The sequence below is a fragment of the Fluviicola sp. genome (genome assembly GCF_039596395.1).
GTDB lineage: Bacteria > Bacteroidota > Bacteroidia > Flavobacteriales_D > Crocinitomicaceae > Fluviicola.
On record NZ_JBCNJT010000004.1, the window covers coordinates 349093 to 362677 of the forward strand.

The window sequence follows — 13585 nt, forward strand, 5'->3', positions numbered from 1 at the left end:
TATTAATTGTTGATTATACACCCAACCAGCATATTTTAACAGTTCAATTCTGAGTATATTCTGTTTGAAAACAAAAACTCAATTTATAAGAACTCGTAAATTGTCGGTAAGAACAAGTAACAAACTACATTATGGAACCGAAAAGACTTCGCGCTTTAGTCATTGATGACGAAGAATACGCACGCAAAAATTTAATCATGATGCTGGATGATTTCTGTCCGGAAATCGAAGTAATCGGTGAAGCTTCCGGGAAAGAACAAGCCAAGGCATTGATAACTGCCAGCAAACCGGACGTGGTTTTCCTGGATATTCGCATGCCAAGCGGTGCCGAAGGATTTGAATTGCTGGAAGAAGTAGAAGAAAAAAACTTCCTGGTAGTATTTGTTACGGCGTTTAAAGACTACGCCATCCGCGCTTTCAATGCAAGTGCTGTTTACTACCTGTTGAAACCGATCGATATTGACGACCTGAGAGTTGCAGTTGAAAAACTGGTAGAAGCAAACAACGTATTCGGGCAGGATCCTGAAAATTACGTGACTTACTTCCGCAGTCTGCGCAACTTGTCAGACCAGCTGCTTCGCAATAAACCGAATAACCGCATTGCGATCAGCCACACCAAAGGATTGAAAATTGTGGAAGACAATACGATTTCACACCTGGAAGCCAGCGGAAACTGTACCACAATCTATTTCAACGACGGAACACGTTACCTGGACACCAGAACTTTGAAGATTTACGAAAACATCCTGAATCCCGCGAAATTCTTCCGGATTCACAAATCACATATTATCAATCTCAACAATTTAGCTGAATACATCAATGAAGACGGTCACTTTGCCGTTCTGAAAAACGGGCTTCGCATTCCTGTTGCAAGAAACCGCGTAACTGATTTTGTAAAAATGCTGAAAGAAGGATGAGGATACTCTTATTACTGGTTTTTGCAGCCATTTCTGCTATCGGAATGGCGCAAGACTATTCTTTCATTACTTATTCCAACGGACAGGGCCTTCCGCAATCACAAGTCCAATGCATCACGCAGGATGACGACGGTTATCTCTGGGTCGGAACATTGGGTGGTTTGGCGAAATTCAACGGGAAAACCTTTACGACTTTTCCGCTTGAACAAGGCTTGTTCAACAACCGGATTTCCTGTTTGCAGTTCATCCAAAAGACCATTTGGGTAGGACATGAAGGCGGAATCACCCAAATTAAAAACAACAAGGCACAAACCTATTCGCTTGGAGACAATAACCGCACGGTCATTGTGACGGATTTCATCCAGTACCACGGAAAGATCATTGCATCCACCGAAGGAAGCGGATTGTATATTATTTCAAACGGGCATATTTCCAAAATAGCCCTGAATAACCCGGACGCTTCCACCTGCAGGGACCTGGAAATTATTAACGGGAAACTATATATAGGTACCCGGGACGGATTGTATTTCACCAGCGACCTGACTAATTTCAGCCGCATAGAAGCATTTAAAGACCGCCGGATTTCCGGGATTGCACTGACGCAAAACACCGTTTTTATTTCCACTTCCTTTGAAGGATTGTTCAGATCCGATCTCACCTTCAAAAAATTCGATTCGATCCCGGTTCAATCGACCGATCTTTACATCGGTGCATTAAACAACGATAAGTCGGGCCAGCTTTGGCTGTCTTCACCTGAAGGAGTGATCCGTTTATCTCCTCAAATGCGCCAGTTGAATCTAAACGAAGCAAACGGACTCCCTGTAAAAGCGATCAATTGTTCTTTCCAGGATAACGAAGGAAATATCTGGTTCGGGAGTGACGGAAAAGGATTGATCCGCTTTGCCAATCAAAACCTGCAGATCTATTCCACAAAAACGGGCATGCCCTCCGACCTGATCCTTTCGGGAACAAAGCTCAAAAACGGCAGCTACCTCTTCGGTTCGTACGACAAGGGAGCTTTTAAAATGAACCTGCAGGGCGTTTGCGAGAACATTCCGGTTCCGGCAACAACTGTCTGGGACATTGAATATTTCAACGGACTGGCATGGTTTGCCACCGATATGGGAATTTTCAGCTGGGATTTTAAATCTGCTCCCAAAAACTATCCTTCCAAAAACTTCTCGACTACCTTCCGGGTGTTAAAACCTTTCAAAAACCGCTTGATCGTGGCAGGAGAAGAAAGTGTGGGCTACATTGAGAACAACACCCTGCACCACTACTCCAATTTCAAGTTCAACATCAATAAAGACGGAAATATACGGGATATTACATTGTATTATTCCAATATCCTGGTGGCAACCTCCAAAGGGTTATACGAACTCAACCTGGCTAAAAAAACACAGAAACTTCTGAAGAAATTCAAGGCAAGTATTGCTTCCATCGAAACAGATGTGGATAACCGCGTCTGGATCGGGACGGAAAACGGGTTAGTGATTTTCGACGGGATCAACTTCCAGGATGTTTCCTACAGTTCGAAAAGCGGTGCGCGCTTCATCAATTTCATCCACCGGGTGGAAAGCCACATTTTCGTGGGAACGAATGACGGTTTGTATGTTTTTGAGAACAGCGAAAATTCGCAAGTTTTGGTCAAGCACATCGGCACCAACAACGGGTTGATCAACCTGGAATCAAACATCAATTCTTCGATTTATGAAGACGGCAATTTCTGGTTCGGAACCAGTGACGGACTTGCTAAACTTCAATTCAGTTCGGAAAACGGGTTCTTCGACTTTGCTCCCAAGCTGAACATTGCCCGTGTGCTTGTAAATTACCGCGAAATCAATCCTTCGGATATTTACAGCGGACTGAAACTCAATTATTCCAAGAACAACCTGATTATTGACCTGGACGGTATTTCGATGGAAGATCCCGAATCGGTTACTTTTCAATACCGTTTGGAGGGAGAATCAGACAAGTGGTCACCTCCTACTCTAAACCCTACGATCATTCTTTCCAACCTGGATGCGGGAAATTACACCTTGCAAATCCGCGCAATTTCGGGAACAAAGAAAATTTCGGACATCAGTTCGTTTGCCATTACCATCACTCCGCCGTTTTGGCGAACCTGGTGGTTCTATATCGTGGTTTTCGTAGCAATTGCCTTCGGGATCCGGTATTATTTCAGGCTTCAGATCAAACGGGAAAGAGAGCGGAACTACAAGATCAACCTGGAGAACAAGTCGCGTTTGCTTGCTTTGGAGCAGCAATCCCTGAATGCCAGTATGAACCGTCACTTCATTTTCAACTCACTGAATTCCATCCAGTATTTTATCAATACGCAAGACCGGGTATCTGCGAACAGGTATTTGACCAGCTTTGCAAAATTGATCCGGAAGAACCTCGACAGTGCTTCGGAAGGAGATAATGTGGTGACTTTACAACAAGAACTGGAACGCCTGGAATTGTACCTTTCCCTGGAAGCGATGCGTTTCAAAGACAGGTTCACTTATGAAATTGACAACCAGGATATTGACCTCGAACAGGTAACCGTTCCTGCCATGCTCCTTCAGCCATTCGTGGAAAACAGTATTATCCATGGAATTCTTCCGGATGAGACCAAGAAAGGAGAAATCGTGGTGACGATCAAAGCACTGGGTGATCAATTGGAAATCTGCATTGACGACAACGGGATCGGAATTGATTACAGTTTGAACAAAAAAGCCAGGTTTAAAGGAGATCACAAGTCCCAGGGAATGGAGATTACATCGAAAAGAATAGACCTGATCCGCCAGATGTGGAATAAGGATTATGAGTTGATCGGCCCCTTTCAGATGACGAATCCGGACCGTTCAATCAAGGGAACGCGCGTTTTAATCAAAATTCCTTATGAAAATTTGGAAATCAATGATTAAATAGTTTATATTTGTTCAGTATGCGTTTTTACGATATGAAAAAGATAACACTTATAGCATCATTATTAGTCGTATTTGCAGCTTGTCAAAAAGCTGACATCCGCCCAAGAACAGGGGAAGGTGGTTGCATGGACTCATCATCAACTGAAGTGAAAAACCTTTCGGTTGAAACTCCAACTCCTGACGGAAGCGGAACTCCTAATGCTCTGGGTGGAAACAACGGAGGCGGAACAAATACAAATCCAACGGTTGATCCAAACGATCCGGATCCAAACGGAGGAGACATCACCGATCCACTAAGAAAGAAAGATCAGAAAGACAATAAATAAAAAAATCCCGGTTCAATGAACCGGGATTTTTTTTGTGTTATCATTTCTGAACGGATCATTGAAAGTGATTCCATCCCTGAGCTCTCAAAGGAATTAACGAATCATTCGTATCGACCAAATAAGTTCCTTCACTCGCATCTGTCATATAACCGATAATAGTCATGTGCGGATTTCCTTTAATCTTATCGAAATCACTTTGAGCAACGGTAAACAGCAACTCATAATCCTCGCCTCCATTCAACACGCAGGTTGTCGGATCAAGGTTAAAATCAATTGCTGTAGTGGATGTCAATGAATCGATCGGAAGTTTTGCATTGTAAACCATGGCTCCCTTATTGCTGGCTTTGCAAAGATGCAGGACCTCAGATGCCAGGCCGTCGGAAACATCGATCATGGATGTAGGAACAACATCGAGCTCTTTCAGGTAATTGATCACATCCAATCGCGCTTCCGGCTTCAATTGCCGTTGAATGATGTAATCTTTTCCATCCAGGTCGGGCTGAATATCCGGATTTGCTTCGAACACGCTTTTCTCGCGCTCCAATACCTGCAATCCGACGTAAGCAGCCCCCAAATCTCCGGAGACAACCAACAAATCATTGGTTCCCGCCCCTGCTCTGTAAACGATTTTGGATTTATCCACTACCCCGATTGCAGTCACAGAGATTACCAGGCCGGATCTCGAAGAAGTGGTATCACCACCGATCAAATCCACTTTATAATGCTGACAAGCCAGGCGGATCCCATCGTACAATTCTTCCAGAGCTTCCAACGGAAAGCGGTTTGATACAGCGATTGAAACCGTGATCTGCTCCGGAGTTCCGTTCATTGCTGCGATATCCGACAAGTTTACCGCAACGGATTTGTACCCCAAATGCTTGAAAGGAACATACATCAGGTTAAAATGAACTCCTTCAACCAGCATATCGGTTGAGATCAAAGTAAACTGCTCTTCGTTTCTTTCCAGTACAGCTGCGTCATCTCCGATTCCAAAAGCAGTAGATTCTCTTGTAATCAAAAAATTCTTCGTCAATAAATCAATCGTTCCAAATTCACCCAGGGATTCCAGGTCCGTTCTTTTTTCTTCCGACATGTATTCTAATATATAGTACAAAGATACACTTTACAGAAAAGAAGCTGTATTTGAATACAAAATCTCCTTATCGAAGCCTGAAAATCGTACTTTTAGGCATCAACTCCATCGATCATGAAGCATTTCGTGTTTTTGCTCCTTCTAATAACTTCTTTTGCGGGAAAATCCCAAACCTTTACACGGTCTGAACTTCCGACACCCGTTTCCACTCCCTGGGAACTATTTTACGGCCCGGACTCCATGCTATGGGTAACCGAAAGCAGCGGAACCGTTTCCAGAATCGACCCGGAAACCGGAAACAAGACCGTAGTTTATGTCGCAATTGATTACTTCGGTGGAAGTCCGCTGGAAAACTCCGTGCTTTGTCCGGCTCTGGGAATCGGAGGCGGAACATTAGGACTGGCCCTGCACCCTGATTTTAAAACTCCCGGATCTTCCTTTATTTATTTCATGTATTCTTACAATTCGGGAACATCCGGAAGCCCTGCCACGCGTTTTAAAATCCGCAGGCTTGAATGGGACCCGAACACAGAGCAGGTTGTGGCTTTCCAGGACATTGTTACGGGAATTTCTACCGGTTACGATCATTTGGGTGGAAGATTACTGGCTATCAAACAGAATACGATCCCTTATTTGTTTGTCACAGTAGGCGATCACGGATCCAGCAATACCTCCTGTTACAATCCTCCGACAGACAACCCGAATAATTTTGCCCAGGACCCGGCGGCAGACAACGGAAAAGTTCACCGCTTCCACATGGACGGAAGCATTCCCACCGACAACCCGATTCCGGGTAACTCCTTTTACACCCGCGGACACCGCAATCCGCAAGGCCTGGTCTACAACACCAACCTGGACATTCTTTACGACATTGAACACGGCGACAAGACAGATGACGAGATCAACATCCTGGAAAAGGGAATGAATTACGGCTGGAAAGATGTGCATGGTTATCACGACGATAACAATTTTCCCGGAGAAGCAGCGTATGTCTCGAATTATGTTCCGCATCCGCAAATTGCGAACGACCATTTGGTAGAACCCATTTACTCTATCTGTGCAGTGCCAACTCCTGTTTCGAACGTCGGATCCAGTTGGTGCACCGTTGCACCTTCGGACGGTATTTACTACAAAAGCACCTCGATCCCGCAATGGACGAACAGCATTTTGCTGGTGACTTTAAAGAAGGGCGACAACACCGATATGGAACTGTACCAATTCAAATTAAATGCCCAGGGAACGATTGCCGCTTCAACCTCTCAGAACCCGAATCCTCAAAAATATTTTGCCGAAGATCAGGAATTAAATGGACGGTTACGCGATATTGCCGTTTCTCCCGACGGGAAGAAAATTTACCTGGTCAATAACGGAGGAGCAAGCTCGGCAACAGACAAAATCACGGTTTATACCTACGTAGAGCCGCCGGTTGTTCCGTATCCGAATATTGGTTTAAAGATCGCTCCGAATCCTTCATCGGGAACGGTACAGTTGGAACTCCCGGAAAACAAGCCATACACGCTCCAAATCTTTGATTACCGGGGAGCAAAACTGAAAGAGATCAGAGACGAAGCCCTATTTATGAACCTGGATTTATCGTATTTATCGTCGGGGCTGTATTGGTTTCAGTATGAGTCGGAGAGTATGAAACGCATCCAGAATTTTGTGAAGGAGTAAATCAGGTATCATTTCTCCAACGGGAAGCAGGTATAATAGAATCTCTATCTTCGATAGAGCAATTTTATTTCAACCACATAGTTCACAATAGAGCACATAGTTTTTTAAATTAATTATACATTAACTATGTGATCTATGGCTCTATGTGGTTGCATTATGTATGGATGTTTCTATTAGTGACCGGAATAAAAAAGCTTCATCCAATTCCTGAATGAAGCTTAGTATATAGAGAGATCAGAATTGACTTCTGATTCGTTGTGCCTTTCTGTTATCTCTAAAATAGGAAGAAAAAAAAACGGAAAAAGTTAAGGAATTACAAAAATTCAATGCTGGTTATCGGGATGAAAAATAAGAAAGCCCGGCATATCGAACAGGCTGCGCCTATGCTACGCGCGATGCGTAGACACTCAATGACCGGGCTTTTATTCATTTCTTTACTACCAATTAATGAACCGGCGGTGGCTGATTGGTCGGACAAGTCGGATTGGGGCATTGCGCGTGCCCTTCCTGCAACGGCGTTCCGCACGCCGGACAAAACTTCTGCTCTTTAGCCAGATAAAACTGCTTTTTCATACCCCTCGTTTTTGATTTCAAGGTTAAGATAAGGGAAAAAGAAGTGGCTAGACGTTAAAGAATTAGAAAAGAGAATAGAAACAAAATGAGAAGACAGACCAACCTTCTATTTAACCTGATTATTTTTTATTCGATCAAATTAGAAATTCACCAGGAAATACCAAATTACGTTATAAAATCGGCTTTTCTTAATTTCTTCCCCCCTTAATACCTCTTTAAAAGAGAAACGAGAAATGATGTCATCATTCTCATTCTCAATTCTCGCTCTGCAAAAAGAAAATAGCACATCGGAATGAGAAACAGAACGAGAATGAGGAAAAAGAAAAGAGCATCCAATTACTTTGAATGCTCTTTTCTTTTTGTTGACCCACTAGGGCTCGAACCTAGACTCTTCTGAACCAAAATCAGACGTGTTGCCAGTTACACCATGGGTCAGTTTTCCAATCTAACCAACAAAAAGCCACAAAAGAGCCCTTCTCCGACACTTTCATCCTGCGGCAATAGTTCTGTGTCATTTGGGAAAAAGTGTACCCATAATCGTCCCCAGTTGTCCCTGCGAAAAGACCAACAAAATCAAGTATTATGAAGGTCACTATCAGACAGAAATCAGGCATGCTGTACTTGTATGCAGACATCACCGTTTCCAAATTGCGCGTAAAAGGCACATTGGGAATCACTATCAAAGAAGGCAGGTTCAACCCGAAGACACAAACCGTACAGGGTACATCGGACGCACCGGAAACCAACATTCTCATCAACAATTTCAAATCCGAGATATTGGCGAAGGTTCGCACGTTGCAAAAGGACGGAGCATTAACCAAAGACAATCTCACGGACGCGGTGAAGGAAATACGAACCCGTTTGACCGACCCCGAGTTTTCTAATGAGAACGAGCAGAGACTAACAACCTACGTCCGCAAGTACATCGACCGTGTGAAAGAGTTGCGAAAGGAAAGCACCATCAAACAATTCTACTGCTCGCTAAACAAGATTGAGGAGTACGAGCGGTTGAAGAAGGTAAAGCTGACATTCGACAAGATTGACCATGCATTTTACAACTCCCTGATGACGTACGGAATGAAAGAACTTAATCTCTCTACCAACTCATTAGGAAACATCGTCAAGAACCTGAAAACTTGGATGAATGCCGCGTACGAAGACAGTTTGCATACCAACATGATCTTCACTAGCAGGTCGTTCAAGAAACCGGCAGAGGAAGCGGATACCATTTACCTGAACGAATCCGAACTACGAACCATTCGTAACACGATCATGCCAAACAAACACCTGGACAATGTGCGGGACTTATTTCTACTTGCTTGCTACACGGGGGTACGTTCACAGGATTACTCCAAGCTATCCAAAGAGTATCTTATCAACGATGGTACAATGTTCAAGGTACGGGCGGAAAAGACAGATCAGGAGGTAATTATCCCGTTGCACCCTGAAGCAAAAAGAGTGCTTGACAAATATGATGGTCAGCCACGGGTAATGTCGAACCAGAAGTTCAACGAATACATCAAGGAAGTGTGCAGGATTGCCGGACTGGATGAACCCATAACAACCACCAGAACCATCGGAGGTAAAAAGGTTCGGACGACAAAGGCAAAATGCGAATGGGTTTCTTCACATTGCGCCCGCAGAAGTTTCGCTACTAACGCTTACAAGGCAGGAGTTCCGACTTTGGCGATCATGGCGATTACAGGACACACTACGGAGAAGGTATTTTTAAAGTATGTGCGGGTAACGAAGGAGGAACACGCGGGAATGATGAGCGGACACCAGTTCTTTAAGCAAAGTGTCGCCTAACGAAATCCGTTAAGGTCAACACCAAAGTAGTCAGCCAATTTACAAAGAGTGGTAAATGAAATATCACGCTTTCCCTGTTCTATCCGCGCCACATGAATTCCGGTGTCGTTGTACACGTCTTCTTGGGTTACTCCCTTCTTGTTTCTCAATTCTTTAAGCCGTTTTGCTATGGTCAGCAATAATTCTCCGTTCTCCATGACCGAAAAGTCAGGACGATGCATTACTTTTGTAATGACCGAACGGTAAGTATTTAATTTTTACAAATCTTAATTCACTAATTATGAAAAGAATACCACTTATGCTCTTCTGTGTTTCTATCGCAGTTGTATCCTGCAAAAAGGAAAAGTCCGAACCTACAAACCCTCCACCACCTACAACAGTTGATGAGCCAGGAGAATGGGGTGTTCAAATGATAGGCACATGGTCTCTGGACAGTATTAGATTCTATGGTGACCATTCACCCGAATCATACGTGAATACTACCTATTATCCCAATAGTCACATAACTATTGAGTTTAAATCTATAGACACCTACGGAAATAGGAATGTTTACAGGGAAACAGGCGTCATTTCAGGGGAATCAATAGACAGATATTTTTCTCTGCATGAGTCGCTCGGTTGGTTCAATTATTCAACTGATGTTGGCATTATCACAGAACCAAATACTACTTATAAGGTCGTTGGAATAAGTCCGAATGAAATGGTTACGGAGGTTTACGCCCCTAATTTAAACCGTTGGGTTCGTTATTATAGTCGATAAGCCATGATATTTCTTTGCGGAATACTCGGTTACTTTGGTGGTGAGTTTATCATTGGTGGGATTTTGTACGCGGTGTTCGGGAAAGGTGATGCCAATTCGCCACAAAACAAACTGTACGGATGGATGGGGAAAATTGCGGGTGTCATACTCGCAGTTTACCTGTTCAAAAACCTCTGAAAACGTTTGAAAATCCCAAAACCACTCTATAAAATTGTGGTATGGAGAGAGATCGAATTATAGCTTTGATAGCGGAGGACATAAAGCACAATCAATTATTGAGCGGGTTGAACAGTATCGGGTTAACGGAAAACGACAGGTACACCCTTTCACTGGACTTAGTAATCGCCGAAATGATGGGCTACAAACACGGAATGATACCGGACAACTGGCTGGACGTTTACCACGATTCCATGCTTACCTATCCGATCAACCTGACAGCAAAGGAGATTCGCAATCGTGCGGTAGTTCTGTACAATGAGTTGTTGGAAGTCCGCCCCTAAGATTCAGCACACAGAGTTTGTACCACCCGAAATCTTGCCCTTTTGTAGCGTTTTGCCAATGGGTCGAAACTGCAATCCTTTAAATTCAATAATAAGTAAGACCCTTCGCCTTGAAGAAAATACCCAATGGCCCTTGGTCAATCCAAATACTGTGTTTTTCTTTGTAAGATAGCAACGGCTATAAAACACAAAAGGCAAAGTGAGTTCTGTCACAATGCCCTTAGATTTCGACTAAAATGAAAAAATTAATCATTCATCGCACAGATGGAGCAAATTATTTTTTCATTTATGAAAAATCGCAAAAACGAGGAAAACCCTCAAGTAATTAAGGCGAATGCGTCTGACATCAAGAAGCGAATCAACGCAAACTGTACCAAAACCCCACTGAAACTCGACTTTAAGCGCACAGGAGTAAGTCCAACAACCAACACAAGATCTGTCGAGTTGGACTACTACAACAGACCAATATCCTCAACTACATGGTCCTACAACCAGCAAAAAAGTGAATTTACTTATCAAGTAATTCACACAAAGTCCTACTACATAGTTGAGGGGAAAAGACTTGGAATTACTGACGCAGAAATCTTTAAAACATTCACTAAACTGGTCTACTCACTTCAGGAAATCAACGAATTCACACATCGCACAGAGTTTGACAAGTACCTATTCGATTGTTATCTGGAAGTGTTGGAGGAAGAAGAAGCTGAACGTATCAGCTATCACAATGCATCACTATTGGACAAGGTGAAGATGAGCAACTCAACGCCGAGGCTTATTTTGCAATCACTAGAAGAAGTAGCTAAAAGGATAAAAACCAAGGATTCAGAACTTCGAGAACTAGATAGGGAGTTGAAGAACAGACAAATCACTGGAGCCAATTTTGATCTGTTGCGTGACCCTATAGATTCCTCACTCAATGGATTGCGCAAGGAGCAGGCCAATTTACTTGCAAAATACAAACGAATGGTTGAAACCACTAAGTACCGCAGACGTCACTTTCTGAAAATGGCTTTCAAGACTACAAAACGATCATTGGGTCATACTTCTTACAAACCAGTAGAATGTGGAACAATCTCACTATGTAAGTTTTACATTGAGGAATACTGTAGCTGGTTCAATCGAACTTTCAAAGCTGAAATTGCCGAGGCCCGTAAATTGGAAAAGTCAGCGAAAAGTAAGCAAAAACGTTTGGCGAACAAGGAGCCTGACCCACGTTTGGAAGTATTAAGACCATTTTTGAATAGTGGGTTGTCTAAACAACGTATAGCTGACCAAACAGGAATACCGACGTCAACTGTACGACGGTTGATGGAAAAGCTAGCCTAAATCTACTGAGAAGTTGAACCAAAAAATGCTCTGATTTTCTACCTGTACCATATTATATAGGTGAAATTTTAGTTCAAATTTTGGTTCAACTTCTAATTCTCCCAACCTCCGTCCGTTCCTATAATCTTCCACCATTCTGAATTTGTTAGGGAACTACGACTACGGTTGGGAGAAAACATTCAAAGAGACATACTCTGCACAAATCACGACCCAGCCATCAGAGTGATATCCCCCCACCCCAAAAGCACGAGAGATTGACACTTTTGCTACTGTTTGAACTTTCCATTCTACCCCTCCCCATTTTTAAACTCAGGCTTGACACCCGCACTGATGGGCTAATCTGCAAACCGCCCCGGCTTCGGATTTTGGCGGGATTGGTTCCTGTTGTCATTTCGTGGAGAAGTGATCCACCCCCAGTTTACACTCAAAAAACACATATCATGAAAACACAATTAGTTTATGCAGAGGTGATGGATGGCATTACCGCAACGATGTTAGAAGACTCTCTCGTACAGATTATTTCAGACAACGGCGTTTTCCTTGTCACTACCGAAGAGAACAGTAAACAGTACCCGCTGGATTTCTACCCTGTGAGTGTGGAGGCGATGGAAGCGTATAACTTAAATCTCTAACTTTAGAATAAGTTGATACACAAAATGGCAAAGAAAATACAAGGAAAATGCAGTATTTGTGGTACGTATGGAGTTCTAACGTATGAACACATACCTCCAAAGTCTGCATTCAATTCAAAACCTAAGCTGGTTCAAGGACATGAGGAAGTATTTGTTAGTACGAGCCATAAGTATGGCAAGAATAGAAGAGCAAATCAAGGGTTCGGTAGACATTGTCTATGTGCAAGTTGCAACAACAATACTGGCAATTGGTACGCTAAAGATTATGCAGAGTTTGCTGAACAATGCATGAATAACTTCAGAGAATTGAAAGACTTATATCGAGTAAATGAGTTAAAGTTCCAGATAAAGCCGTTGAATGTTATGAAACAAATCGTTGCCATGTTTATGTGCGCGAATGGTAACGTACTCACAGATGATCTAGGCTTACGAAAATTTGTACTGGATAGGGAATGTAAAGATTTGCCCGAACAATATCGAGTTCATATTTTCACCACCATATCTAAGAACTGCCGTTACAATGGGCTTAGTACAATTTTACAAGCAAATGGAAGTATTATTAACATGTCAGAGATTGTTCATCGGCCGTTCGGATTTCAACTTACCGTAAACTCAAACCCGACAGAAAGAATGGCAGATATTACTGAATTCACAAAAGCTGATTACGACACTATTTACACGATGACACTTACAACCGCAATGCTTGACGTTATAGGTGCATTACCGGGAAATGGAATGTCTGAAAGTTAACCAAACTGTACCAACCAGCGGACCTAGTCAAAATCACCGTGAATGAACCTTCGCATGACTTCTGAGTAATAAAAGAAAAAGGAGCTCATCTCTGAACTCCTTCCCTGTTGACCCACTAGGGCTCGAACCTAGACTCTTCTGAACCAAAATCAGACGTGTTGCCAGTTACACCATGGGTCAATTGCGGTGGCAAAGTTAATACTAAATTCTTTCCATCCAAGAAAAGGAGTAAAAAAATTGGTGTTTTTAAACGAAAAAGTGGAAAAAACATTGAATTTCATTCATTTAGCATTTTTCAACCTTTCTATGC

General features: G+C 42.9%; 14 protein-coding genes and 2 tRNA genes. 12 read left to right on the forward strand and 4 right to left on the reverse strand.

The window, feature by feature from the left end; all coding sequences use genetic code 11:
- Positions 1 to 131: 131 nt before the first annotated feature.
- The 3 genes from ABDW02_RS19175 to ABDW02_RS19185 are packed head-to-tail and all read left to right on the forward strand — an operon-like array spanning position 132 to position 4158.
- Positions 132 to 917 carry a response regulator gene (locus tag ABDW02_RS19175; protein ID WP_294672508.1) on the forward strand — a complete coding sequence of 262 codons (786 nt, stop codon included), beginning with the start codon at positions 132 to 134 and terminating at the stop codon, positions 915 to 917.
- The gene (locus tag ABDW02_RS19180; RefSeq protein ID WP_343637499.1) at positions 914 to 3829 is read left to right on the forward strand and encodes a two-component regulator propeller domain-containing protein; all 2916 of its coding nucleotides are present in this window, start codon (positions 914 to 916) and stop codon (positions 3827 to 3829) included. Before ABDW02_RS19175 ends, ABDW02_RS19180 begins: the two co-directional genes overlap by 4 nt.
- Positions 3830 to 3864: 35 nt before the next feature.
- On the forward strand, positions 3865 to 4158 hold the full coding sequence (locus ABDW02_RS19185; protein ID WP_343637501.1) for a hypothetical protein: 294 nt from the start codon (positions 3865 to 3867) through the stop codon (positions 4156 to 4158).
- Positions 4159 to 4213: 55 nt separating this feature from the next.
- Here the strand turns inward: ABDW02_RS19185 and thiL are convergent, their stop codons facing one another.
- Positions 4214 to 5251 (reverse strand): thiamine-phosphate kinase, encoded by a 1038-nt coding sequence (gene thiL / locus ABDW02_RS19190; protein ID WP_343637503.1) that lies wholly within the window; start codon positions 5249 to 5251, stop codon positions 4214 to 4216.
- Between the two features lie 114 nt (positions 5252 to 5365).
- Here thiL and ABDW02_RS19195 point away from each other — a divergent pair, with 114 nt between their 5' ends.
- A complete protein-coding gene (locus ABDW02_RS19195; RefSeq protein ID WP_343637504.1) occupies positions 5366 to 6925 on the forward strand; it encodes a PQQ-dependent sugar dehydrogenase in 1560 nt (519 codons plus the stop codon).
- Positions 6926 to 7320: 395 nt separating this feature from the next.
- Positions 7321 to 7476: a hypothetical protein gene (locus ABDW02_RS19200; protein ID WP_343637506.1), complete on the forward strand. Its 156-nt coding sequence runs from the start codon at positions 7321 to 7323 to the stop codon at positions 7474 to 7476.
- 384 nt (positions 7477 to 7860) lie between these two features.
- On the opposite strand, the gene ABDW02_RS19205 is transcribed toward ABDW02_RS19200, so the two are convergent.
- Positions 7861 to 7933 (reverse strand) — tRNA-Gln (locus tag ABDW02_RS19205).
- A gap of 147 nt (positions 7934 to 8080) precedes the next feature.
- Here ABDW02_RS19205 and ABDW02_RS19210 point away from each other — a divergent pair.
- Positions 8081 to 9307 (forward strand): phage integrase SAM-like domain-containing protein, encoded by a 1227-nt coding sequence (locus ABDW02_RS19210; RefSeq protein ID WP_343637508.1) that lies wholly within the window; start codon positions 8081 to 8083, stop codon positions 9305 to 9307.
- Here ABDW02_RS19210 and ABDW02_RS19215 read toward each other — a convergent pair.
- Complete coding sequence (locus ABDW02_RS19215) at positions 9304 to 9528, reverse strand: helix-turn-helix transcriptional regulator (RefSeq protein ID WP_343637510.1); 225 nt, start codon at positions 9526 to 9528, stop codon at positions 9304 to 9306. The genes ABDW02_RS19210 and ABDW02_RS19215 overlap by 4 nt on opposite strands.
- 59 nt (positions 9529 to 9587) lie before the next feature.
- Here ABDW02_RS19215 and ABDW02_RS19220 point away from each other — a divergent pair, with 59 nt between their 5' ends.
- The 6 genes from ABDW02_RS19220 (at position 9588) to ABDW02_RS19245 (ending at position 13275) form a co-directional block, all read left to right on the forward strand.
- A complete protein-coding gene (locus tag ABDW02_RS19220; protein WP_343637512.1) occupies positions 9588 to 10067 on the forward strand; it encodes a hypothetical protein in 480 nt (159 codons plus the stop codon).
- A 3-nt stretch (positions 10068 to 10070) separates the two neighbouring features.
- Positions 10071 to 10244, forward strand: a complete 174-nt coding sequence (locus ABDW02_RS19225; RefSeq protein WP_343637514.1) for a hypothetical protein — start codon at positions 10071 to 10073, stop codon at positions 10242 to 10244.
- 41 nt (positions 10245 to 10285) lie between these two features.
- Complete coding sequence (locus ABDW02_RS19230) at positions 10286 to 10567, forward strand: hypothetical protein (RefSeq protein WP_343637516.1); 282 nt, start codon at positions 10286 to 10288, stop codon at positions 10565 to 10567.
- A gap of 264 nt (positions 10568 to 10831) precedes the next feature.
- Complete coding sequence (locus ABDW02_RS19235; protein WP_343637518.1) at positions 10832 to 11893, forward strand: hypothetical protein; 1062 nt, start codon at positions 10832 to 10834, stop codon at positions 11891 to 11893.
- A gap of 440 nt (positions 11894 to 12333) precedes the next feature.
- Positions 12334 to 12525 (forward strand): hypothetical protein, encoded by a 192-nt coding sequence (locus tag ABDW02_RS19240; protein WP_343637520.1) that lies wholly within the window; start codon positions 12334 to 12336, stop codon positions 12523 to 12525.
- 24 nt (positions 12526 to 12549) lie between these two features.
- Positions 12550 to 13275 carry a hypothetical protein gene (locus ABDW02_RS19245; RefSeq protein ID WP_343637521.1) on the forward strand — a complete coding sequence of 242 codons (726 nt, stop codon included), beginning with the start codon at positions 12550 to 12552 and terminating at the stop codon, positions 13273 to 13275.
- A 107-nt stretch (positions 13276 to 13382) separates the two neighbouring features.
- On the opposite strand, the gene ABDW02_RS19250 is transcribed toward ABDW02_RS19245, so the two are convergent.
- Positions 13383 to 13455: transfer RNA gene (locus tag ABDW02_RS19250), tRNA-Gln, on the reverse strand.
- Between the last annotated feature and the right edge of the window lie 130 nt (positions 13456 to 13585).